The organism is Polaribacter glomeratus (genome assembly GCF_002954665.1).
Taxonomy (GTDB): Bacteria; Bacteroidota; Bacteroidia; order Flavobacteriales; family Flavobacteriaceae; genus Polaribacter; species Polaribacter glomeratus.
On sequence record NZ_MSCM01000002.1, the window covers coordinates 1,394,149 to 1,419,060 of the forward strand.

Annotated in this window: 21 protein-coding genes; 10 read left to right on the plus strand and 11 right to left on the minus strand. The window is 31.3% G+C overall.

Annotated features, from left to right (window positions below; all coding sequences use genetic code 11):
• Nucleotides 1–86 precede the first annotated feature (86 nt).
• Together BTO16_RS16150 and BTO16_RS16155 are read left to right on the plus strand one after the other, a co-directional pair.
• Complete coding sequence (locus tag BTO16_RS16150; protein WP_105022675.1) at nucleotides 87–2,558, plus strand: DUF5686 and carboxypeptidase regulatory-like domain-containing protein; 2,472 nt, start codon at nucleotides 87–89, stop codon at nucleotides 2,556–2,558.
• A 19-nt stretch (nucleotides 2,559–2,577) separates the two neighbouring features.
• Nucleotides 2,578–2,820 carry a MoaD/ThiS family protein gene (locus BTO16_RS16155; protein WP_105022676.1) on the plus strand — a complete coding sequence of 81 codons (243 nt, stop codon included), beginning with the start codon at nucleotides 2,578–2,580 and terminating at the stop codon, nucleotides 2,818–2,820.
• A gap of 97 nt (nucleotides 2,821–2,917) precedes the next feature.
• Here the strand turns inward: BTO16_RS16155 and BTO16_RS16160 are convergent, their stop codons facing one another.
• On the minus strand, nucleotides 2,918–3,193 hold the full coding sequence (locus BTO16_RS16160; protein ID WP_105022677.1) for a DUF3817 domain-containing protein: 276 nt from the start codon (nucleotides 3,191–3,193) through the stop codon (nucleotides 2,918–2,920).
• Between the two features lie 165 nt (nucleotides 3,194–3,358).
• Between BTO16_RS16160 and BTO16_RS16165 the strand changes: the two genes are divergently transcribed.
• Complete coding sequence (locus BTO16_RS16165) at nucleotides 3,359–3,781, plus strand: molybdenum cofactor biosynthesis protein MoaE (RefSeq protein WP_105022678.1); 423 nt, start codon at nucleotides 3,359–3,361, stop codon at nucleotides 3,779–3,781.
• Nucleotides 3,782–3,919: 138 nt separating this feature from the next.
• Here the strand turns inward: BTO16_RS16165 and BTO16_RS16170 are convergent, their stop codons facing one another.
• A complete protein-coding gene (locus tag BTO16_RS16170; RefSeq protein ID WP_105022679.1) occupies nucleotides 3,920–4,948 on the minus strand; it encodes a COX15/CtaA family protein in 1,029 nt (342 codons plus the stop codon).
• Between the two features lie 89 nt (nucleotides 4,949–5,037).
• Complete coding sequence (locus BTO16_RS16175; protein WP_105022680.1) at nucleotides 5,038–5,229, minus strand: cold-shock protein; 192 nt, start codon at nucleotides 5,227–5,229, stop codon at nucleotides 5,038–5,040.
• A 380-nt stretch (nucleotides 5,230–5,609) separates the two neighbouring features.
• On the opposite strand from BTO16_RS16175, the gene BTO16_RS16180 reads away from it, so the two are divergent.
• The 5 genes from BTO16_RS16180 (at nucleotide 5,610) to BTO16_RS16200 (ending at nucleotide 14,630) form a co-directional block, all read left to right on the plus strand.
• Nucleotides 5,610–6,581, plus strand: coding sequence for a ribonucleotide-diphosphate reductase subunit beta (locus BTO16_RS16180; protein ID WP_105022681.1), 972 nt, complete (start codon nucleotides 5,610–5,612; stop codon nucleotides 6,579–6,581).
• Between the two features lie 136 nt (nucleotides 6,582–6,717).
• A complete protein-coding gene (locus tag BTO16_RS16185; RefSeq protein WP_105022682.1) occupies nucleotides 6,718–9,114 on the plus strand; it encodes a ribonucleoside-diphosphate reductase subunit alpha in 2,397 nt (798 codons plus the stop codon).
• A gap of 226 nt (nucleotides 9,115–9,340) precedes the next feature.
• Nucleotides 9,341–10,678 (plus strand): deoxyguanosinetriphosphate triphosphohydrolase, encoded by a 1,338-nt coding sequence (locus tag BTO16_RS16190; protein WP_105022683.1) that lies wholly within the window; start codon nucleotides 9,341–9,343, stop codon nucleotides 10,676–10,678.
• Between the two features lie 98 nt (nucleotides 10,679–10,776).
• Entirely contained in the window at nucleotides 10,777–11,172 is a 396-nt protein-coding gene (locus BTO16_RS16195) for a hypothetical protein (protein WP_105022684.1), read from the plus strand.
• Nucleotides 11,173–11,174: 2 nt separating this feature from the next.
• Entirely contained in the window at nucleotides 11,175–14,630 is a 3,456-nt protein-coding gene (locus tag BTO16_RS16200) for a T9SS type A sorting domain-containing protein (protein WP_105022685.1), read from the plus strand.
• Nucleotides 14,631–14,684: 54 nt separating this feature from the next.
• On the opposite strand, the gene dxs is transcribed toward BTO16_RS16200, so the two are convergent.
• Nucleotides 14,685–16,472, minus strand: a complete 1,788-nt coding sequence (gene dxs / locus BTO16_RS16205; RefSeq protein WP_105022686.1) for a 1-deoxy-D-xylulose-5-phosphate synthase — start codon at nucleotides 16,470–16,472, stop codon at nucleotides 14,685–14,687.
• Nucleotides 16,473–16,581: 109 nt separating this feature from the next.
• Here dxs and BTO16_RS16210 point away from each other — a divergent pair, with 109 nt between their 5' ends.
• Both BTO16_RS16210 and BTO16_RS16215 read left to right on the plus strand, forming a co-directional pair.
• The gene (locus BTO16_RS16210) at nucleotides 16,582–17,031 is read left to right on the plus strand and encodes a nucleoside deaminase (RefSeq protein ID WP_105022687.1); all 450 of its coding nucleotides are present in this window, start codon (nucleotides 16,582–16,584) and stop codon (nucleotides 17,029–17,031) included.
• 104 nt (nucleotides 17,032–17,135) lie between these two features.
• Complete coding sequence (locus tag BTO16_RS16215) at nucleotides 17,136–19,634, plus strand: S9 family peptidase (RefSeq protein WP_105022688.1); 2,499 nt, start codon at nucleotides 17,136–17,138, stop codon at nucleotides 19,632–19,634.
• A 137-nt stretch (nucleotides 19,635–19,771) separates the two neighbouring features.
• Here the strand turns inward: BTO16_RS16215 and BTO16_RS16220 are convergent, their stop codons facing one another.
• The 7 genes from BTO16_RS16220 to BTO16_RS16250 form a co-directional block, all read right to left on the minus strand.
• Nucleotides 19,772–19,978: a helix-turn-helix domain-containing protein gene (locus BTO16_RS16220; RefSeq protein WP_105022689.1), complete on the minus strand. Its 207-nt coding sequence runs from the start codon at nucleotides 19,976–19,978 to the stop codon at nucleotides 19,772–19,774.
• Between the two features lie 2 nt (nucleotides 19,979–19,980).
• Nucleotides 19,981–20,484 (minus strand): DUF2975 domain-containing protein, encoded by a 504-nt coding sequence (locus BTO16_RS16225; RefSeq protein ID WP_105022690.1) that lies wholly within the window; start codon nucleotides 20,482–20,484, stop codon nucleotides 19,981–19,983.
• Nucleotides 20,485–20,487: 3 nt separating this feature from the next.
• Entirely contained in the window at nucleotides 20,488–21,003 is a 516-nt protein-coding gene (locus BTO16_RS16230) for a DUF2975 domain-containing protein (protein WP_105022691.1), read from the minus strand.
• Between the two features lie 82 nt (nucleotides 21,004–21,085).
• The gene (locus tag BTO16_RS16235) at nucleotides 21,086–21,520 is read right to left on the minus strand and encodes a LexA family protein (protein WP_105022692.1); all 435 of its coding nucleotides are present in this window, start codon (nucleotides 21,518–21,520) and stop codon (nucleotides 21,086–21,088) included.
• A gap of 50 nt (nucleotides 21,521–21,570) precedes the next feature.
• Complete coding sequence (locus BTO16_RS16240) at nucleotides 21,571–21,948, minus strand: putative signal transducing protein (protein WP_105022693.1); 378 nt, start codon at nucleotides 21,946–21,948, stop codon at nucleotides 21,571–21,573.
• An 11-nt stretch (nucleotides 21,949–21,959) separates the two neighbouring features.
• Nucleotides 21,960–23,225 (minus strand): Y-family DNA polymerase, encoded by a 1,266-nt coding sequence (locus BTO16_RS16245; protein ID WP_105022694.1) that lies wholly within the window; start codon nucleotides 23,223–23,225, stop codon nucleotides 21,960–21,962.
• A 114-nt stretch (nucleotides 23,226–23,339) separates the two neighbouring features.
• Nucleotides 23,340–24,851: an aminotransferase-like domain-containing protein gene (locus BTO16_RS16250; protein ID WP_105022695.1), complete on the minus strand. Its 1,512-nt coding sequence runs from the start codon at nucleotides 24,849–24,851 to the stop codon at nucleotides 23,340–23,342.
• Nucleotides 24,852–24,912 lie beyond the last annotated feature (61 nt).

A 24,912-nucleotide genomic window follows, 5' to 3' on the forward strand; every position in this document is an offset into this window, starting at 1 on the left:
AGAAACATATTATAGGTAGTTTAACAAATTTTAAACCTGTTTATGTAACTTAAACTTTAAGTTTGCTTTTTTAACTAAAATCTGCCATGAAAAAAATTACCGCTCTCTTCTTTCTTTTTATTTGTGCAACGTTTACAGCCCAAGTTCAAGGAAAAATAACAGATATAAATAACAATCCGCTTTCTTTTGTAAGTGTATATTTTGATAAAACAGTAACCGGAACAACGTCTAATGATAATGGCGATTATATTTTAGAATTGAAAAAAAAAGGAAAACATACTATTCTTTTTCAGTTTTTAGGGTATAAAACGTTAAAAAAAGAAGTTGATATTTCTTCTTTTCCTTTTGAATTGAATGTAAAATTAGAGGAAGAAAACGTAGAACTAAGAGAGGTTTTAATTTCAACTAAAGACAATCCTGCGGATGTAATTATTAGAAATGTAATTGCAAATAAAGATAAAAATACTGATAAATTTGCGCAGTATACAGCCAAATTCTACTCACGTGGTTTGTATCGAATTAAAGATGCTCCAGAGAAATTTTTAGGTCAGAGTTTGGGCGATTTTGGCGGAGGATTAGATTCTACAAGAAGCGGAATTATTTATCTTTCTGAAACTATTTCTGAAATTAAATATCAGAAAAAACCAAAAGATTTTAAAGAGAATATTATTGCATCAAAAGTTAGCGGGCGCGATAACGGCATCAGTTTTAATAGGGCAGAAGATGCAAACATCAACTTTTACGAAAATAGTGTGGAGTTTGGGAATGATTTAATTTCGCCAATTTCTACAAATGCTTTTAGTTACTATAATTACAAATTAGAAGGTACTTTTTATGATAAAAATGGCAAGCTCATCAACAAGATAAATATCATTCCTAAACGTAAAAATGACCGCGTTTTTAATGGCTCTTTGTACATAGTAGAAGATGATTGGGCTTTGTATGGCGCAGATGTTACAGTTACTGGTGCTCAAATTAATATTCCGGTGGTAGATGTTTTAAAGCTAAAACAAAACTATAATTATTCAGATGAAAATGATGCGTGGGTTTTAATCAGTCAGAGTATCGACTTTAAAGTAGATTTCTTCGGATTTAAATTTGACGGTCGTTTTTCTTCTGCATTTTCGAACTATAATTTTAAACCCAATTTTACAGAGAAAACCTTTACAAATGAAGTTTTAACTTTTGAAAAAGAAGCAACAGAAAAAGACTCTGTGTATTGGAACAAATTAAGACCGGTTCCTTTAACTACAGAAGAGGTTCAAGATTATGTAATTAAGGATAGTATAAAAGTGGTACGTAAGTCTAAAGTGTATTTAGATTCTATAAATAAAAAGCAAAATAAGTTTAGTTTTCTTTCGCCTATTACGGGTTATACGTTTCGTAATTCGTACGAAAAATGGGCTGTTTCTTATGATGGATTAATTAATGATTTTGGTTTTAATACGGTGCAAGGTTTTAATACATCTGTTGGTGCAAGTTATTTTAAAACGCTAAATGATACAGGTAAATGGTGGAATCTTGGTGCAAAAGTAAATTATGGTTTTACTGATGAACGAGCAAGACCTGTTCTCTTTTTTAACAAAAAATGGGACAATATTACAAAACCTAAATTGGCTATTTCTGGCGGAGTTACAACCGCTCAATTTAATGATAGAACGCCAATTACTAAGTTAGATAATATGATTCGTTCTTTGTTAAGAAGGCAAAATTTTATGAAGATTTACGAAAAAGAATTTGCTAAAATTGCATATTCAGAAGAAATTAAAAACGGCGTTTATCTTTCAACTTCTTTAGAATACGCAAACAGAAAGCCACTTTTTAATACTAGTAATTATTCTTTTGCACGCCAAAGTATTGCCGATCCTTATACTTCTAATAATCCTATAGATCCGCAAGATTTTACAAATGCGGGTTTTACAGAACATAAAATTGCAACTTTAAATGTTGGTGCAACTTTTATCTTTAATCAGAAATACTTGTCGTATCCAGAGACTAAATTTAATCTTGGCAATAATAAGTATCCAACTTTAAACGTCAACTACAGAAAAATCTTTGGAGCTTCTAATTCTGATTTAAATTCTGATTTATTTCTAGCTAACTTATCACAAGATGTAGATGCTGGTAATTATGGTAAATTAGTCTATAATTTAAAAGGAGGGATATTTCTAAAGCAAAAAGACATCGCTTTTATGGATAATTTACAAACAAACGGTAATCAGTTGGTTTTTATTACAGGCAGTCAGTTAAATAACTTTGGTTTGTTAGAATATTATAAATTTTACACGAATGATAAATATGCCGAAGCACATATAGAGCATAATTTTAAAGGTGCTATTTTAGGTAAAATTCCGTTGCTAAATAAACTGAATTTTCACTTAATTGGTGGTGCAAAAACCTTGTTCATGGCAGATAGAAATCCGTATTCAGAATATTCTGTAGGTTTAGACAATGTTGGTTTTGGTAAATGGCGTTTTTTAAGAGTTGATTATGTAAAATCGTTTCATGCAGGAATTAAAAATGACGGATTTTTATTCAGATTAAATTTATTAAACTAAAACTTTATCTTTGTTGCTCATGAACATAAAAACACTTTTTTTCGGAATTACAACAGATTATGTTGGCGCATCAGAATTGCATATTGACGTTGAAGAAAACACATCCATAAAAGATTTTAAATCCGTTTTAAAACAAAAATTTACGCAATTAGAAAACATTAATACCTATGCAATTGCAGTAAATGAAGAATATGCAACAGATGGTTTAATTCTAAAAATAGGTGATGTTGTCGCGGTGATTCCGCCTGTAAGTGGCGGTTAAAAAATCCATGCAATTCTTTCTGAAAGCAAGAAATTAGTGTACAGACTTATGCTCTGAATCTCTATTTTTTCTGTGAGACCCTGTGCAACAAAAAAAACTATTTCTTTAAATATTTATAATCCATATAAAAAGTTCCAAAAGGAAGAATAGAACACAGTAAAACGATTCCTAAATCTTTAATATTCCAATTCATTTCTTTTTTAAGCATGATTGCCAAAATAATGTACAGCATAAATAAAACGCCGTGAGGCATTCCAAACATTTTCACAAAACTTGGGTCGTTTAAAGCATATTTGTAATACAAGCCTAAACTCATTAATAATAAGTAAGAAATTCCTTCTAAAAAACTAACAACTCTAAAGATATTTTTCATGTATTTATTTTTCGTCATTGCGAGTTTACGAAGCAATCTGTTAACTTAGAAGCAGATTAGTTGCTTTTAGAACTTTTCTAAAGACGTTTTATTTTATTTTACAAAAATACAATATTGTTTTCCTATTTTTGTCTTAGTGTTGCACTTGTTTCAGAATCTCATAAAATGCAAAGAACTTCAATTAAAATTACTTCGGATAAATTAGATTTACAAGCATGTTACAATTTTGTAGAAGATGATTCTTGTGGCGGAATTTCTGCATTTATTGGCACTGTTAGAAACGACACGCAAGGAAAAGAGGTGACACAATTAGATTTTTCTACCTACAAACCAATGGCAATTAAAGAAATGCAAAAAATTGCAGAATTAGCGTTATCAAAGTTTGATATAAAAAAAATTGCGATTCATCATGCAGAAGGAATGCTTCAAATTGGCGCTATTCCTGTAATCATCACTGCATCTGCAAAACATAGAAAAGCCGCCTTTTTAGCTTGTGAATTTGCCATTGACACATTAAAAGAAACGGTTCCTATCTGGAAAAAAGAGCATTTTTCTGATGGTGAAATTTGGGTAAATGCGCATCCATAGGGTTTGTGTTCAATTCTCAGTCAACAATTATCGTTTATCATTTTACAGTCTTTAGTTTTCAGTCGCAGTGATCAGTATTAGTAGGCTGGCTTGGTTTGCGTAACCGTGAGAAACTGCTAATGAAAACTGCCAACTAATTTACTTGCTACTGAAAACTGTTTTTCTACTCTGTATCCACAAATAAAATTGCAATCCAAATAAAAGTGCTCCAGCTAATAAATGTGTTGCTTGCGTTCCTATTGGGAATTCTGCGTAATACATTAAAATACCAGTAATGGTTTCTAAAAAGAGTAGGAAAACAATCCAATTTACCAATTTATAACCTAGCTTTTTAATTTGATTGATGTAAAACAATCCGAAGTTTACAAGTACAATTGCAATGGTAAATGATCTATGAAAATAGAATTTAAAACTAGGATTCATTAAGCTGTAATTCTTATTTTCAAAACCAAATTGTTTTACTTGTTCGTCTATAAATTGTCTTACTTGCGTACCCATTGCAATTTGAATCAAAGAGAAAATGACAGAAATAATCAACAGTTTATTGAATAATGAGTTGTAATTGTATTCCTTTTTATTAGCAGAAACAATGAATTTTAACTGTAATAAAAGGCCGATAATTACCAAGCCTATAACCATGTGAACGGTTATTAAGCCAGGTTTTAGATTTGTATCTACCACCATTTTACCCATTACTGCTTCTACTAACATTAAGAAAAAAGCAGCATAGGCTAGTAACGGTATTCTTTTGTCTTCTTTCCAGAATTTGGATGCTGCATAGATTAAAAACAAGAATACAAAACCAGAAAGTACGGTTGCCAGTCTATTTATATATTCTGTCCAAGTATGAAATTTATTAAAAGTGGCATAATCATGTTTTACGTACCTTTTCCAATGATTTATGTTGAATTCAGAGGCTGTTTTAAGGTCTTTTTCAGCAACAAATAAAACTTTGTCTTTAATAATGATAATACCTTTAGTATACGTTGTGTTTGGTTTCCAAGTAATTTGATCTTCCGAAGTTGGCGGAATGTAATATCCAAAACATTTTGGCCAATCAGGACAGCCCATTCCAGAACCCGTCATTCTCACAACAGAACCTGCCAAAAAAATTAAATAAACAGAAATAATAGCAATTTGTACAATTTGTGGAAACCTATTTTTCATCACCTTTAATATTTATACAAAAATACGGCAAAAAAAAATCGTCTAAAAATAATTTAGACGATCTTTTTTCTGTAAAAAATTTTAAGATATTAGATTACTCTAACGTCTACTGCATTTAAACCTTTTCTACCTTCTTTAAGATCAAATTCTACTGCATCGCCTTCTCTAACTTCGTCAATTAAGCCTGATACATGTAAAAAATACTCTGTTTTTGATCCATCTTCGATTACAAATCCAAATCCTTTAGATTCATTGAAGAATTTTACTGTTCCGTTTTTCACTTTGATAAATAATAAATGTTAATAATAATCAAATATACATATTTTAAGTGTTTGTTTTTTTTATTTATAAATAAAATCAACCAATGTTTTTTTGAATAAAGCCTTTAAAAAAAAGCATAAAAAAATTATTAGATAACTATTTTAAGAATGTCAATACAATCAGGGCTTTAAGCGTTTTTTTTATTTTAAAACACTGTAAAACAGTTTTTTGAAAAAAAGTTTAAAATCACTAAAAAATCGAAAAAGAGTCATTTTGTTAAAAACTTCATAGGTTTTGTGGATAAGTATGGCTTTCTTTTTGGAACAAAAAATTCCATCTTTGTAGAAGTCGTTTCAAAGCGATTTATTAAGATTTAATAACACTCAAATTTCAATAATAAATGTCTTTTAAAGAACCAATTTTACAACCAAATGATAATCGCTTCGTAATTTTTCCTATTCAACATGATGATTTATGGGAGTGGTATAAAAAACAACAGGCCTGTTTTTGGACTGCAGAAGAAATTGATCTACATGCTGATATTGTAGATTGGAACACTAAGTTAACGGATGATGAGCGTTATTTTATCAAACATATTTTAGCATTTTTTGCTGCATCAGACGGCATTGTAAACGAAAATTTAGCAGAGAACTTTGTAAATGAAGTACAATATTCTGAAGCAAAATTTTTCTACGGATTTCAAATCATGATGGAAAACGTGCATTCTGAAACTTATTCTTTATTAATAGACACCTATGTTAAGGACGAAGTTGAAAAAGATAGATTGTTTAGAGCTATTGAAGTTTTCCCTGCAATTAAGAAAAAAGCAGATTGGGCTTTAAAATGGATAGAATCTGATTCTTTTGCAGAACGTTTAATTGCTTTTGCAGCTGTTGAGGGTATTTTCTTTTCAGGAGCATTTTGTTCAATTTTCTGGTTAAAGAAAAGAGGATTATTACCTGGATTAACTTTTTCTAACGAATTAATTTCTAGGGATGAAGGAATGCATGCAGATTTTGCTGTGCATTTACATAATAATCATATTGTAAATAGAGTAGCTCCAGAGCGTATTAGAGAAATTTTAATTGATGCTTTAAATATTGAACGTGAGTTTATTACAGAATCTTTGCCTGCAAGTTTAATTGGTATGAATTCTAAGTTGATGACCCAATATTTAGAATTTGTTACAGACAGATTGTTATTAGAATTTGGATGTCAAAAAGAATATGACGCAACAAACCCATTTGATTTTATGGAAATGATTTCTTTAGAAGGAAAAACTAATTTCTTCGAAAAAAGAGTTTCTGAGTATCAAAAAGCGGGTGTAAAATCTGGAGGAACAGGAAGTATAAGTTTCGATTCAGATTTTTAATTTAGTTTACTTCCCTCTCAGAAACTAAATTTTCTATATAAATTCTAATTTTTATTAGAATTGTAAAAATAAACTGCCAAAATGTGGATGTTTTGGCGGCTATCATAATTAAGTTTAAAATAAAACCAACAACCCAATGTACGTATTAAAAAGAGATGGCAAACAAGAACCAGTGATGTTCGATAAGATCACTGCAAGAGTTAAAAAAATGTGTTATGGATTAAACGATATCGTTGAACCCGTAAAAGTTGCAATGCGTGTTATTGAGGGCTTGTATGATGGTGTAACCACATCCGAATTAGATAATTTAGCAGCCGAAACTGCCGCTACAATGACAACTGCACATCCAGATTACGCAAAATTAGCAGCAAGAATAGCCGTTTCTAACTTACATAAAAACACTAAAAAATCATTCTCCGAAACGATGGATGATTTGTATTACTATGTAAATCCACGTACAGAAAAGAAAGCGCCATTATTGGCAGATGATGTATACAAAATAATCAAAGACAATGCAGAGAAATTAGATTCTACTATTATTTACAATAGAGATTTTAACTACGATTATTTTGGTTTTAAAACTTTAGAACGTTCTTATTTACTAAAATTGAACGGTCAAATTGCAGAACGTCCACAACATATGTTAATGCGTGTTTCTATCGGTATTCATAAAAACGATATTGATGAAGCAATTGCAACTTATGAGTTAATGAGTAAAAAATATTTTACACATGCAACGCCAACATTATTTAATGCAGGTACACCAAAACCACAAATGTCTTCTTGTTTTTTATTGCAAATGCAAGATGATAGTATTGAAGGAATTTACGATACGTTAAAACAAACTGCTAAAATATCGCAATCTGCTGGCGGTATTGGTTTGTCTTTACATAACATTAGAGCAACAGGTTCTTACATTGCTGGTACTAATGGAACATCTAACGGAATTGTGCCAATGTTAAAAGTATTTAATGACACGGCGCGTTATGTAGATCAAGGTGGCGGAAAACGTAAAGGTTCTTTTGCAATGTATTTAGAGCCTTGGCATGCAGATATTTTTGCTTTTTTAGATTTAAAGAAAAATCATGGAAAAGAAGAAATGCGTGCAAGAGATCTATTTTATGCAATGTGGATTTCAGATTTATTTATGAAACGTGTAGAAGAAGATGCAAATTGGACGTTAATGTGTCCTCATGAATGTCCTCATTTATATGATACGTATGGCGAAGAATTTGAACGTTTATATACAAGTTACGAAGTTGCTGGTAAAGGTAGAAAAACAATTAGAGCGCGTGAATTATGGGAGAAAATCTTAGAATCTCAAATTGAGACAGGAACACCATATATGTTGTATAAAGATGCTGTAAACCGCAAAACAAATCAGAAAAATTTAGGAACTATTCGTTCTTCTAACTTGTGTACAGAAATTATGGAATTTACAGCAAAAGACGAAGTTGCTGTTTGTAATTTAGCATCTATTGCATTACCAATGTTTGTTTCTGAAAAAGAAAACGGAGCGAAATTTTTCAATCATAAAAGATTATTTGAAATTACTAAAAAAGTAATTCGTAATCTAGATACAGTGATTGATATGAATTACTATCCTGTAAAAGAAGCAGAAAACTCTAATTTTAGACACAGACCTGTAGGTTTAGGAATTCAAGGTTTAGCAGATGCTTTTATTCAATTGCGTTTACCATTTACCTGTGATGAAGCTAAAAAACTGAATCAAGAAATATTTGAAACCATGTATTTTGCAGCTGTAACTTCTTCTATGGAATTAGCTAAAGCAAAAGGACCCTATTCTACATTTAAAGGTTCGCCAATGTCTGAAGGAGAATTTCAGTACAATATGTGGGGAATTAAAGATGAAGAATTAAGTGGAAATTGGGATTGGGCTAAATTGCGTAAGCAAGTAATGAAGCACGGAGTTAGAAACTCATTGTTAATGGCGCCAATGCCAACTGCATCTACTTCGCAAATTTTAGGAAATAACGAAGCTTTTGAGCCGTATACTTCTAATATTTATACACGTAGAGTTTTATCTGGAGAGTTTATTGTTGTAAACAAACATTTACTAGAAGATCTAGTACAATTAGGTTTGTGGGATAATGATATGAAAGAAAACATTATGCGTGCAAATGGTTCTGTACAGCATATAGAATCTATTCCTGCAGATTTAAGAGAATTGTACAAAACAGTTTGGGAGTTGAGTATGAAAGATATTATAGATATGGCCCGTCATAGAGGTTATTTTATAGATCAATCTCAATCTTTAAACTTGTTTATGAAAGATCCAGATTTTGGTAAATTAACATCAATGCATTTCTACGGATGGAAATCTGGCTTAAAAACAGGAATGTACTATTTAAGAACAAAATCGGCAGTAAATGCAACTCAGTTTACCGTTTCTAAAGAAAAAACAGAAGAGGTAATTGAAGAAAAACCAATGAGTCCTGCAGAATTTAAATCAATGGTGGATGCTTCTAAAAACGGAGCGCCAGATGACGATTGTTTGATGTGTGGATCTTAATAGAAAAGTCATTGCGAATAAAGTGAAGCAATCTGTCTATAAAGAGTATTTTGTTTGTTGTTTTCGCAAAGATCTATTTTAAATAAAAGTTCAAAAAAAGAGAAGTAGAAATGCTTCTCTTTTTTTGTATTTTCGAACTCTCGTTATTTTGAACTTGTTTCAAAATCTCATTATAAAAAATATTGAACTTTTAAATTAAGTTCAATACAAGTAAATTTAGCATACTATGAACTGGGAACAACTACTTTCTTTAAAACGTTTTGGCGACACACAAAAAAGACCAAGAATTGCACAAGATGAAACACGTTTAGGCTTCGATGTAGATTTTGATAGAATTATATTTTCATCAGCATTTAGAAGTTTACAAGACAAAACACAGGTGATTCCGTTATCAGAAACCGATTTTGTACACACACGATTAACCCATAGTTTAGAAGTTTCTGTAGTTGGTAGAACTTTGGGCAGAAGAGTTGGTAAGGTTTTGTTAGAACGTCATCCAAACTTAGTAGAGCTAGGCTATACTTTTAATGATTTTGGTGCTATTGTTGCAGCAGCTTCTGTAACACACGATATTGGGAATCCACCTTTTGGGCATTCAGGAGAAAAAGCAATTGGCGAGTATTTTAAATCAGGCAAAGGAGTTAAATACAAAAACGATTTATCAGCAAAAGAATACCAAGATCTAATTGATTTTGAAGGAAATGCAAACGGATTTAAAATTCTTACAGAATCTAGAGAAGGTGTTTCTGGAGGGTTGCGTTTAAGTTATGCAACTTTAGGAGCGTTTTTAAAATATCCGAAAGAGAGCTTACCAAAGAAACCTACAAATCATATTGTTGATAAAAAATACGGATTTTTTCAATCAGAAAAAACTGAATTTTTAGATGTTGCTAAAGAGTTAGGTTTGTTGCAAAAATCAGTTGAAAATAATTCGTTTTACAGACATCCTTTAGCCTATTTAGTAGAAGCAGCAGACGATATTTGTTACACTATTATCGATTTTGAAGACGGAATTAATCTTGGTTTAATTGAAGAGGAATTTGCTTTAGAATACATGATAAAGTTGGTGAAAGATACCATTGATAGCAAAAAATATCACTCTTTACAGTGTAAAAAGGATCGAGTAAGTTATTTGCGCGCTTTGGCAATTGGGGTTTTAATTAACGAAGCTGTCGATATTTTTCTTGCGAATGAAAAAGCAATTCTAAATGGAACTTTTGAGAAGTCTTTATTAGAGAAATGTAAATACGAAGCGCAAATTAATGATATTATAAAAATTAGTGTTTCAAAAATCTATAAAAGTAAAGAAGTTGTAGAAAAAGAAGTTGCTGGGTATAGAATTATTGCTGATTTATTAGATGTCTTTGTAACTGCTCTAAACAATAAGTTTGATGGAAATGATTCTAATTATGACGCCTTAGTTTTAAATTTATTGCCAGAAGAATATCAAATAGAAAGTACAAACTTATACAACAGAATTATGATGATTTGTAGTTATGTTGCTGGTATGTCTGATAGTTATGCAATTAGAATGCACAAGAAATTAATGGGAAATATTGTGTAGTTTACATAAATTACCTTATTTCTTACAAAAAATTAGCTTTAATGTTAGTAGGAGTAAATGCCTAATACAAATATATACCATAATAAATTATCTATAAAATGAAGTATATTCAATTTTTAATTCTAATTTTTATTGTTTCATTTATTTTTAATTGTAAGTCTAAAGATTTGAAAAATCCTAAAGAGGAAACTAAAATAAACGTTGAAGTAACAGATACCACTAAAGAAATTTATAATGAAAATAAAAGTTTACTTTTAATTTTAAATTATAATATAGACGGTAATTTGCCAACAACCTTCTATTATACAGTGGTAGATGTAAAAACAAAAACACAAAAGAAAGAAGGTGTTTTTATTGGGACTAAGATAGAATGGTTGGATATGACAAGCTTAAAGTGTTTCAATTACATTGGAATGATTGAAAAAGAGCCAGACGAGTTTTCAGGTACAAGTGATAATAACTCAAATAATGATTTTATAATTATAAAAATTTAATAATGAAGATATTTTACTCTCCAGTTTTTTATGTAGCGATCTCATTAGTCTTTTTAACTTCTTGCAACAGCAAGCCTGATGGGGAGGTTCTTGTACCAAAAGAAGTTAAACAAAAAAGCAAAAATTCAAATAGTGAGCATAAAAAAGGAATCGAGTACATTGCAGATTACCAAAAAGAAATTAGAAAATCTTTAGATGCAGAAAAATCTACTTATAAAGAAGGGTATTTAGTTGCAGAATATAACAAATCGAAGAAGTCTTCTTTGGCAAAAAAAAGTGCAAATGCATTAACTCCTGTTTTTATAGAAAGAGGCCCTGTAAACGTGCCTGGAAGAACTAGAGGAATAGCAGTAGATCCAACAAATCCTAACAAGTGGTTTGCAGGAACTGTTGGTGGAGGTGTTTGGTTAACACAAGACGCAGGTGTTACATGGCAAAGTGTCACAGATACTCAAATCCCTAATTTGGCAACATCAACAGTAGAAATTAGTCAAACAGACTCAAGCACATTATATGTTGGTACAGGAGAACCGTTTGGGAATTTAGGTGCTATTGGAGGTTCAGGCATTTTTAAAACCACAGATGGCGGTGCAACTTGGCAGCATTTAACCAATACGAGTACTTTTGGAGATGTTGGTAGAATAATTATAAATCCTGCGGACAAAGATAATGTTTTAGTTGCAGCGTCAAGAGGTATTTATAGAACTACTGATGGAGGTGTAACTTGGACAAGAAGTTACAACTCATCAGGAAGAGGAGTTCAGGATTTAGATGCAGATCCTTCAGACTTTAATATTCTTTATGGGTCAGTTTATAACCTAGGAATTGTAAAATCTACAGACGGCGGTGTTAATTGGGTTGTAGTATTTAATAGATCAGATTATAATGGTAATCACAGCAGATTTGAAACAGCAGTTTCACCTGCAGACCCAAATACTGTTTTATTAAGTGTTTATACTGGGTCATCTAATGCAACTGTTGGGGTAAATACAGATTTTTATGTTTCAAGAGACAAAGGAGCAACTTTTACAAACTTAAATACTAATGGCACTGCTGCATCTGCGAATTTATTAACAGGGCAAGGTTGGTATGATAACGTTATTATGGCACATCCATACGATTCTGATATTTTTTACGTAGGAGGAATCGCTGTATTTAAGGTTACTATTTCTGGTAGCAATTTTACTTCTAGATCAATTGCTTCTGGGTATAGCAGAAATCAAATAAATGATGAAGTACATGTAGATCAACATGGCTTATTTACCATACTTGGTAATAATCAGGAATTTAAAATCCTTTTAGCCAATGATGGAGGTGTTTATAGTACTTCAACTAACTTAGATCCAGGTGCTACAGAAGGTGATTGGTCAGGTATAGCCCTAGGTAAAAACAGTACACAGTTTTATGGAGTTGCCAAACAAAACGGACAGGATAATTATTTAGCGGGAGCTCAGGATAACGGTAGTTGGAGATCTACTGGAAATAATTCTTCCAAAGATAAAAATTATGTAAGAGCTTCTGGTGGTGATGGTTTTGAAGTTCTTTGGCATTATAACAAACCAGGTAATTTTATCACTACCTCTCAAACAGGTGTTATATATAGATTTATTAATTTTTCTGGAAGTAATGCAAATACACCAGATTCTGGAGATAATACAAAATCTCCTTTCTATTCAAAGTTAGCTAGTGCAGATAACAACCCAGATGTAGTGTTTACAATTAGTAAAAGTGGTGTTTGGCGATCTACAGATTTTGCAGGAACTTGGAATTTAAGTCCCATTACAGCTAACTTTAGTACGAATTCTAGTAGTGCTTTAAATGTAAAAGTATCTCCTGCAGATCCTAATATTGTTTGGGCCGGATCAAGAATGAGAGAAGACGGTACTTTTGCACTACATGTATCACAAGATAATGGGCAAATCTTTTCTAAAACGAATACTTTTGATGATCCTAGAAGAGCTCATAATTATTCTATTTCTGGTATCGGAGTTTCTTATATAGAAGGTAATAGAGCTTACGCTTTATTTTCTGCACAAGGTGCAGCAAAAATTTTAAAAACAGAAGATTTAGGGGTTACATGGACAGATATTTCTGGTTTTTCTACATCGACCGATACAGGTTTTCCAGATGTAGCTGTGCACAGTATTTTAGAAATGCCGTTTGATAAAAATATAATTTGGGCTGGAACAGACATTGGTATTTTTCAAACAGAAAATGGTGGAACAAACTGGAGTTTAGTATCAGAATTTATACCTGCAGCTGTGTATGACATGAAAATTGTCAACGATCAAGTAGTAATTGCAACGTATGGTAGAGGTATTTGGTCTGCCACACTTAGTGAGTTAGACTCTTATGAGATTGCTCCATTTTTGACTTTACCAACACTTTCTGCAAAACAGAAAGGTATTGAAAGTTTAAAAACAGTGGTAACTTATAATGTTACAGCAGATGATGTAAACAGAGTTAAAATTTTTATTGATGATGTAGAACAAAGTGAAGTTATACAAAATTTTAGTACAGGTGTAGCTTATCAATATGAAACGTTAGATTTACCAGAGGGTTCTCATAAAGTAGGTGTTCAGTTATTTGATGATGCAAATAATAATCAAACTATAATTCAAGAATATGTATTTGAGGTAATAGATTTTGAAAATGCATCTCAAAGTATTGGAGTCTCTGAATTTAAAGCATCAGACGTTTATGTCTATAATAATAGTTTTAAGATTGATAATGTTAATGGCGCTGTTTCTAGCTTAGTTTTAAATAATTCAGAACATCCTTATCAAGATAATAAAGTGTACAGTACAATTCTAAAAAAACCATTGATCATCACGGAAGCTAATAAAAATTTCACCTACGAAGATGTAGCAATTGTAGAACCTTATACAGATAATCTAAGTGATTTAAATAGTTTTTATGATTACGTACTTATAGAGGCATCTACTGATTTACAAACTTGGAAAACTATAGATAAGTACGACGCAAGAAGATTTACAGAATGGTTAGATGAATATAATAAAGGAACAAATGCTTCCGTTAACGACAACTTGTTTAAATCTCAAACCATAATTTTAACAGATAAAGGGTTTTCTATTGGTGAAACAGTTGTAATTAGGTTTAGTTTAGTTTCAGATCCCGGAGCCAATTCTTTTGGATGGGCTATAAAATCTATTGAAGGTGCTGTAGCTTCTATTGATGAGGTATTAAATGATGTTAAAGTGTTTACCCTATATCCAACAATTTCTAGTGGTAATTTTACAGTTTTTGCAAGAAACACATCCGGGAAATCAAAACTTATACTATTTGATTTAAATGGTAGACAAGTGTATACTAAAAATATCAACTTTAATGCAGCAAGTAAACAGACTGTTTCAGTGAATTTGAAAGCAGGAGTTTATATTGTAAATTTAGTTGATGAGAATAACAAACAATCTTCTAAGAAAATTATTATAAAATAATAGTTTTTTAACTTTATAAAAAAAAAGGCGCCTCTATAAGCGTCTTTTTTTGTGTTAAAAACTATCTATCAGATGCGAAAGAGATAGCGCATCTAGTTCAATATTTTTTTGAAGTTGCAGTGTGTTTCCGTGTTCTATAAATTCATCAGGAATTCCTAGAATTTTAATATTGTTTTTGTATAAATATTTAGATGCAAATTCTAAAATCGAAGAGCCAAATCCGCCTTTAATTGTTCCGTCTTCAAGGGTAATGATCGTTGGATATTTTTCAAAAATTTGATGCAATAAATTTTCATCCAAAGGTTTTATAAAACGCATATCAAAATGCGCAATTAAGGAATTTGGGCTGAGCTTGTCTAAGTTTTTTTCTGATAAAATAATTGCTTCAGAAACAGTATCAGCAATTGTTCCAACAGATAAAACAGCAATGTGGTTTCCTTCTTTTAAACAAATTCCTTTTCCTATTTCTATTGCCTCGAAAGGTTTTTGCCAATCAATAATATTTCCTTTTCCTCTTGGATAGCGAATAGCAATCGGATTTTTTAAACCTAATTGAGCGGTATATAAAATATTGCGTAATTCAATTTCATTTCTTGGTGCAAAAATAATTAAATTAGGAATACATCTTAAATAGGCAATATCAAAAACACCGTGATGTGTAGCACCATCCTCACCAACCAAACCAGCTCTATCTAAACAAAAAACAACGGGTAAATTTTGCAAAGCAACATCATGAATTACTTGATCGTAAGCACGTTGTAAAAAGGTTGAATAAATATTACAAAACGGAATTAATCCTTGCGTTGCCATGCCGGCAGCTAAAGTAACTGCATGTTGTTCTGCAATACCAACATCAAAAGTTCTTTTAGGGAACTCTTGCAACATAAATTTTAACGAACTTCCGGTTAGCATTGCGGGTGTAATACCAACAATACGTTCATTTTGTTTTGCTAAATCTACAATTGTTTTTCCAAAAACATCTTGATATTTAGTATATAAACTCTCTTCTTTTTTAATTCTTTCTCCAGAAATTTTATCAAATTTTCCTGGCGCATGATAGGTAACTTGATCCTCTTCGGCTTGCTGTAAACCTTTACCCTTAGTAGTAATTACATGTAAAAATTTTGGACCTTTTACTGACTTTAATCGCTTTAACTCGGATAAAATTTTAGGTAAATTGTGACCATCAACGGGTCCAGAATAATCAAAATTTAAAGCTTTTATAATGTTATTTTGAGCTGCTAATTTTTTATCCGTCTTAACCTTCGTTAAATATTCTTTTAATGCGCCAACAGAAGGATCAATACCGATTGCATTGTCATTTAAAATAATCAATAAGTTAGCATCAGAAACACCTGCATGATTCAACGCTTCAAAAGCCATACCGCTTGCAATAGAAGCGTCTCCAATAACTGCAATATGATGTTTTTCTGTTTCTCCTTTTAAGTTAGATGCAATTGCCATACCTAATGCTGCAGAAATAGAAGTAGAAGAATGCCCAACGCCAAAAGCATCAAATTCGCTTTCTTTAATTGATGGGAAACCAGCAATGCCGCCTAACTGTCTATTGGTATGAAAAACATCTTTTCTGTCCGTTAAAATTTTATGCCCGTAAGCTTGATGACCAACATCCCAAACCAATAAATCATTTGGTGTATTAAACAAATAATGAAGTGCAATTGTGAGTTCTATAACGCCTAAACTTGCGCCTAAATGTCCTTCTTTTGTAGCAATAATGTCAATAATAAATGCACGCAATTCTTTTGCTAATTGCGGTAATTGATCAGGATTTAATTTTCTTAAATCTGATGGGTTTGATATGTTATCTAACAAATTATTCATCTCTTTGCAAAAATACAATATACATTTTTGTGTCTGTAAAACCGACTGTTAAGAAATGCAAATCTATCGTAAAATAATTACTTAAATTTACACAATTAATATATAATGTATGATAACACCTTTTGACGATAGTTATTTTATGAAAAAAGCGTTGCAAGAAGCAGAAGCAGCTTATGATAAAGGAGAAGTGCCTGTGGGTGCAATTATTGTTCATAAAAATCAAATTATTGCGAGAGCGCACAATTTAACAGAAACCTTAACAGATGTAACTGCACACGCAGAAATGCAGGCTTTTACTGCTGCAGCAGATTTTTTAGGAGGTAAGTATTTAAAAGAGTGCGTATTGTATGTTACTTTAGAGCCTTGCCAAATGTGCGCTGGTGCAAGTTATTGGGCGCAAATTGATAAAATTGTTTATGGAGCCTCTGAACTAGAAAGAGGTTTTGTAAATTTAAAAACTACCTTACATCCAAAGACAAAAGTTGTTAGTGGAGTTTTAGAAAAAGAATGTTCGCAACTATTAAAAAGGTTCTTTGTTGAGAAACGGAATCTTAATTAATTGTTAAAAAGCGTTAAACTAGTAATATAAATTACTTTATTATTTGTGGTATAATTTGTTTTCGAGAACTTTAGCTCCTAATTAAAACTAAACAATAACTACAAATGAAAAATAGTCTTTTATTTTTTGTGCTTTTATGCATGATATCGGCAATTTCTGCGCAAGAAACACCAACTCCAAACTACAGGCAAGCTGCTAAATATTCGCCAGAAAACCTAGCCAAAATGGTGCATTCAACAGTTGTAAATCCGCATTGGTTAAAAAAAGGAAACCGTTTTTGGTACGCCTACAAAACATCTAATGGATCTAATCATTATTTGGTCGATCTTGATAAAAAAAGTAAAAACGAACTTTTTGACAATATAAAGATGGCCAAGTGGTTAACAGAAATCACCAAAGATCCTTATGATGCAACTCATTTACCTCGTTTTGATTTTAAATTTAATGAAGCAGAAAATGCAATTCGTTTTAGAGTAAAGTCAACCGAAGAAGTGGAGTTCGTTGATGAAAAAGAAGATGTAGAAAATGATTCTATTTCTACTAAAAGTGAAAAAACGAAGAAACCAAAAATGGAGAAAAAAACTTACTATTTAGAATATATATTAGGTAGTAATGGTTTGAAAATTATCAACACAAAAAAAGAAGAGAAAAAACCATGGGAAAAATGGGCAAACATTGCTCCCGATAGTTCTATCGTCTTATACTCCAAACAATTTAATTTGTATTGGATGGATAAAATAAACTTTAAAAAGTTTATTGAAAACGAAAAAGATAGCACTGTTGTAGAAAATCAATGGACAAAAGATGGGGAAGAAAACTACGGTTACGGTGGCGACTCAAGAGAAGATAATGTTGATAAAGACAAAAATAAAGACAAACGTAAAGGTGTTTGGGGAACTTGGTCTCACGATTCTAAAAAGTTTGTGTTCGAAAAATCGGATGCTAGACACATTAAAGATTTATGGGTAATTAATTCTACAGGTAAAAAAAGACCAACGTTAGAAACTTATAAATATCATATGCCAGGAGAGCAAGAATATTACAAATCAGAATTATTAATTTTTGATATTCCAACAAAAACGCATGCAAAAGTTGCTTTAGATACGGTTCGTCAGCAAAGTTTAACTGTTTTTAGAGCACCAAGAAAACAATCTGACAGAGATGACGATTTTACACCTTCTTTGCTGTTATCAAAAAAAGGAAAAATTTATTTTAGTGTGATTTCTAGAGATAGAAAAAAACTAGATATTAATGTTGCTGATATCAATACAGGTGAGTATAGAACGTTAATTGAAGAGCGCTTTAATACGTATATAGAGTCTGCGCCCTTAATTTTATTTAACAATGAAACAGAAATGTTGCATTGGGCAGAACGCGATGGTTGGGCGCATTTTTATTTATATGATGCGGATGGTAACTTAAAAAACCAAGTTACAGAAGGCGATTATCATGTGGCAGGTTTTGAAGGTTTAGATGAAAAAAGCCGAACTTTATATTTTACTGCAAATGGTGTGCATAAAGACCAAGATCCTTATTATGCGCATACCTATAAAATTAATTTAAAGGGATCTGGATTAAAGACTTTAGATCCAGGAGATTTTACAACAACTTCTTCGATGTCTGATTCGAATCAATATTTTGTAAATAATTTTTCTAGAGTAAATACCACTCCAAAATCGGAAGTGAGAGATACGAACGGAAAATTAATTTTAGATTTAGAAACTGCAGATTTATCGCAATTATTTGCATCAGGATATCAATTTCCAGAACCTTTTAAAGTAAAAGCAGATGACGGAATTACTGATATTTACGGAGTGATGTACAAGCCTTTTGATATGGATTCTACAAAAGTATATCCGTTGTTAGAATATGTGTATCCAGGACCACAAACCGAAGCTGTAAACAAATCTTTTTCTTATAGAATGGATCGTTTAGATAGAATGGCGCAAGTTGGTTTTGTGGTAATTACTTTAGGAAATAGAGGTGGTCATCCAGACAGATCTAAATGGTATCATAATTACGGTTACGGAAACTTACGTGATTATGGTTTGGCTGATAAAAAATATGTAGCACAACAATTAGCTAACAAACACGCGTTTATCGATATTGAAAAAGTAGGAATTTACGGTCATTCTGGCGGTGGATTTATGTCTACAGCAGCAATGTTAGTGTATCCAGATTTCTTTAAAGCGGCAGTTTCATCCGCAGGAAATCATGATAATAGAGTATACAATTCTTGGTGGAGTGAAACGCATCACGGAGTAAAAGAAGAAATTGACGAAAAAGGGAAGATCTCTCATAAATATGACATTGATTACAATCAGTCTCTGGCAAAAAACTTAAAAGGGCATTTAATGTTAATTCATGGAGATATGGATAACAACGTGCATCCTGCAGGAACAATTAGAATGGCAGAACAATTAATTAAAGCGCATAAACGTTTTAAATTTATGATTATGCCAGGGCAAAGACATGGTTTTGGTGATATGACAGAATATTCTTTTTGGTTAAGAGCAGATCATTTTAGTAAATATTTATTAGGTAAAGAGGCTACAGATGTTGATATATTATATATGAATATGGACGAGCCGATGAATAAATAAAACAAATTTATCATTTTTGTAAAGACAGGAATCTAATTTAAAAACTCCGAATTTTGTTCGGAGTTTTTTTTATGTTCTATATTCTTGATGTCACATCGAGTGATTTTGTTTTTTCGCAAAATTGTATCGAGATGCTTTTAATCTTCTTGATATTCTAAAATATCTGCAGGCTGACAATCTAAAGCTTTGCAAATTGCTTCTAAAGTAGAAAACCGAATTGCTTTTGCTTTACCTGATTTTAAAACGGATAAATTTGCGGAGGTAATACCTATTATTTCTGCCAATTCTTTACTCCGCATTTTACGAGTGGCAAGCATTATATCTAAATTTACGATGATTGCCATTGTTATATTGTTAAGTCATTTTCTTGTTTTGCTGATGTAGCTATTTTGAATATTTCACTTAAAATTAAAAAGAATAGGCCTAGACAGATAATTACTAAATGTTGATTTAAGCTAAATTCTAAGGTTACTTTTTGTTCAAAATAAATTGTAGAAATTATGGATATAATTAGCGAAATAAAACCAGAGATAATCAATAGATTTCCTATTTTTTTAAATAGTTTACTAACTGTTTCTTCAAATATTTTTACTCTTATAAAAGAGTTTAATACTTTTCTAAAGAAGTATAAGGCAGCAATAATCAATAAATAATTTAGTGAAGAGATTGCAAATAATACTTTTGATAGCATGTCGTTTTCATTAAAATTAACTGAATTCATTTCAATATTAAATTCGCCAAGATCGATAAAGAATATTGCAATAGAAAAGCTAAGAAGGATAAGTATTATTGGTGTAGAAAAGATCCAAAGTAGGTCTACAGTTGCTTTTAAAATAGATAATTTTCTCATAATTTATATTGTTAAATCATTTTCTGATTGAATTTCAATGCCTCTTTTTACCATTTGGGCAAAAATGAAAATTACTCCTGCTAAAAAGATAAAATCACTCGAGAACAAATCCATGGAGTAGTCATATTTTTTTGCTAAAAATTTTACATGAGCGTTGTGTAGAATCGCAAGAACCCATAAGTTAAAAATGCTATAACTTATATTTTGCATTAGTTTTTGAACTACTAAATTAAAGGGTTTCTCTAAGTTTAATGAACTTAATAATTCAGTAACTAGAAAGGCAATATAAGCTTCAGTTGCAAAAAGTGCCACTTTATAACTTACGATAAAAGTGTATTGTCTAAAACTGTGGTTGTAATATTCTGATAAATCTAAACCTGTATACAAATTTCGTGCAGCTTCGGGGCTACCGGTACTTATAAAGTAAGAGATTAAAATTGCACCTGTTTTTATACATAAGCCAATAAAAACAATCCAGGAAAGGATGTGCATTACTTTTAATATTTTTGCTGTTTTCATTTTAAATAATTTTTAATAGTTGCTGATGCAAATATATAAAAATTATCGATAAACAATAATAAAATATTAAAAAAAGGTAATTTTAAACTTTTTTGATGACGTTTGTTACAATTCCCCAAATAACAAAATCATTTTCTTCGGTGATGTTTATAATAGGATAATTAGGGTTTTCTGGTTGCAACCAAACTTCATTTTTTTCGACACGCAAACGTTTTACTGTAAACTCGCCGTCTAAAAAGCAAACGGCAATTTTGTTGTTTGCAGGTTCTAAGCTTCGGTCAATTACTAACAAATCATTATCATCTAAACCAGCATCAATCATAGATTGCCCTTTTACTTTTGCAAAAAAAGTAGCGTCTTTATTTCTGATTAATTCATCATCCAAAGAAATTCTAGTTTCTCTAAAATCGTCTGCAGGCGAAGGAAACCCAGCAGAAATGCCAACGTCAACTAAGATTGCTCCATTTCCTGTGGAAGCTTTTGGCGTAAAAAAAGTTAGTATTTTTGATGTTTTCATTTAACTGCAAATTATAACATTTTTGTATATGTTCAATATTTTTTTATAACTTAAAATACTGTTTTACAATCATTACAGCGATGTCTAGTTTTTTCGAAAAAAGGGAATAACATATAAAAGATATTTTTTCTTTGAAGTGGCGCAATTAAAATTTTATTAGAGTTGCAATTTGTGCAAAAAATATCATTTCCGCTTTTGTCTTTCTGATACGTTCTAATTTCATTATAGATTTCTGCAGCTTTGTCAAAGTCATTTTGATGAACCAACAATTTTACGCCACCAATTGCATTGCTAATTAAAGGATCTGAATCTATCGTTTTTTCATCCATCAGCATTGTTTTAAAACCCTCTGCATATAATCTTGATTTTGTTACATGAGCTTCTGTAGAATAGTCAAAAACAGCTAGAATTTTATAATTAGAATTCATAAAAAGTGGCCTTATTTAGTTGCGTTTACCGTTATTATTTGATGAATATTGGTTGTAAATTTAGGCGATAACCTGTCTTGACGCATTTTCCATGTGCGTTTTAAATCTTGATTGCCAAGTTTAATTTTATCCGATTTAAATTTACTATTTAATTTATCAATAGCAGCCATTAAAGGTTTGTGTTTTGGGTTTTCGCTCGAAAATAAATTGAGTTGAAAATTATCATTTGGCACTAAACCAGTAACAATAACACCTGCTCTTTTATATTTAATGCCGCTTTTAAAAATCGTTTTTACAGCTTCTATCGCAGCATTAGAAATGGTTAAAGTAGAATCTGTTGGATATGAAAAAACTACTGTTTTACTTGCGCTATATTGTTCTAAATCTTTTTGATATCGGTCACTAGAAAGTTGCACAATTAGCATGTGGCAGCTCGATTTCTGTACACGTAATTTTTGAGCACAACTTGCAGTAAACGTAGAAATACGTTCTTTAATATTATCAATATCTGTGTATGTGTATTCAAAACTTCTTGTAGTTGCAATCATCTTTTTTGATGAAACTTCGCCTAACGGAATTTTAGAAATACCTTGTAAGTCTTTGTGCAAACGCCATTCTACAATAGAGAAATTTTTTAAAACCCAATCGCTAGAAAGTTGCGTAAAATCGTATGCAGTTTCACATCCTTTTTCTTGTAAGCGTTTTTTTAGGCGACTTCCAATTCCCCAAACATTTCCAATTTTAGTCCATTTTAAAGCTTTAATTCTTTTTTCATCAGAATCAATAATGCAAATTCCTTTAGACTGTTTTAGGTTAGAACGGGCAATTTTATTGGCAACTTTAGTCAATGCTTTTGTTGGTGCAATACCTACACAAGTTGGTATGCCTGTCCATTTTAAAACACGGCTTCTCATACTAGTTGGATATTCGGTAAGATTATAATTTTCAAAACCTTTTAATTCTAAAAAAGATTCATCTATAGAATATACTTCAATATCTGGAGAAAAGTCTGATAAAATACTCATTACTCTTGCACTCATATCTCCATACAAAGGATAATTTGAAGATAAAACAATAATATTATTTGCTTTACAAAATTGTTCCCATTTAAAAATTGGCGCACCAAAAGGTAGTTGTAATTTTTTAGCTTCATCGCTCATAGAGATAACACAGCCATCGTTATTACTTAAAATAGCAACTGGTTTTCCTTGTAAATTAGGGTTAAAAACCCGCTCACAAGACGCATAAAAATTATTACAATCTATTAATGCAAACATGGTATAAAAATACAAGAAATAAGGAATGAAAGTTTGATGAAAATAAATAGTAATGAACAATTAGTAATAGAAAATAACTATTTAAAAAGTAATTTTATGGCTAAAAAAGTATAACTAATTATTAATAGATGTAACCGAAATTTTGGAGTAAGCGCTCTTTAATTTTTTAATCACTGGTTCCATTTCTTCTTTATTTAAATGCCCGAAGCCAAAACGAATAGCACACGTGTTTTTATTTTGATACAAAATTGTTTTTGGGAGAAATAAATTATTTTTTTCGGCCTCTTCTGCCAGTTTTATTAAGGATATATTCGGTTTAAACTCTAACCAAATAGCCAATCCGCCAGCGGGAATATTCCATGTTGCTATTTCTGAAAAATAGTAGGTTAGAAGTTTACATAAACAATTGCGTCTTTCTTTATAGATGATGAGGTTTTTTTTCATCAGACGATGAATTTCGCCTTCATTAATTAATTCAGATAGCATTTGTTCTTGAATTAAATCGCCTTGTTTGTCAAGCAATTGTAAATAGTTTGTTGCTTCCGATATTAGATTTTCTGGTGCTACTACAAATCCTGTTTGAAAACTAGGGAATAACGATTGCCCAAACTTCCCTAAATAAATAACCATTCCGTTTGCATCGGCACTTGCCATTGGCAACATTGCAGAACCATCAAACTGAAAATCGTAATCATAATCATCTTCAATAATTGCAAATCCGTAGGCTGTAGAAAGTTGTAACAATTCTAACCTACGTTTTACGCTTAGTTTTACTGCTGTTGGGTATTGTCTATGCGCACATATGTAGATGCACCGAATGCTGCCTTTTACAAAATATTTTTTAATGTAATCAATATCTAAACCATCGGCATCTATAGGTATTGTTTTAATAGTAGCGCCTGCTTGTTGAAAAATCATATTAGATGCATAATTACTTAAATGACCTACTAATACTAAATCGTTTTGTTTTATTAATAGCTGAGATACAATGTATAAACTCATTTCTGTACTTCGTGTACTTATGAGATTATTTGGTCTTATATGAAAACCTCTCGTTGCATTTAAATAGTTACATAGCTGATTTTGAAATAAAGAATAAGAAGATTCACTAGGTCTGTTCCATTTTTTTAATACCGTTTTTCTTTTCATAGCGGCACTGTACCACCTTGTAAATTCATGAACTGGGTGTAAGCGTAAATCTGGTTTACCATCATTAATAGTGTATTTAGCCTCAGTTAATTGAACCGTAGAAGCTAAATGAAATGATTCTTGAAAAGGAAACCCTGTTGTTTTTGGATAGGTATATGCTTGATTTGTTTTTTGCGATGTTGCTTTTATTTTTGCTGTTTTTAGTTCGGGCACTAAAACAAAAGTGCCTTTATTTGGTATAATTTCTACCCAACCTTGAGAAGCTAATTCGTCATAAATAGCAACAGCTGTATTTCTATGGATTTTTAGTAATTGAGCTAACACCCGGGTTCCTGGTAGTAAAGTGCCTTTGGTTAAATACCTGCGTTGTATAGCGTTTATGAGTTGTTGTGAAACTTGAATATATACAGGTTGAGACATCGATTTATTAAAATCAATGAGTTGTTTAAAAAGCGCATTAACCGGACTATCTGTCATTTTAAAACTGGACTAGTTTAATCGTCCGGAAAGTTAGCACTTTTGCATCGTTTTAAATCAA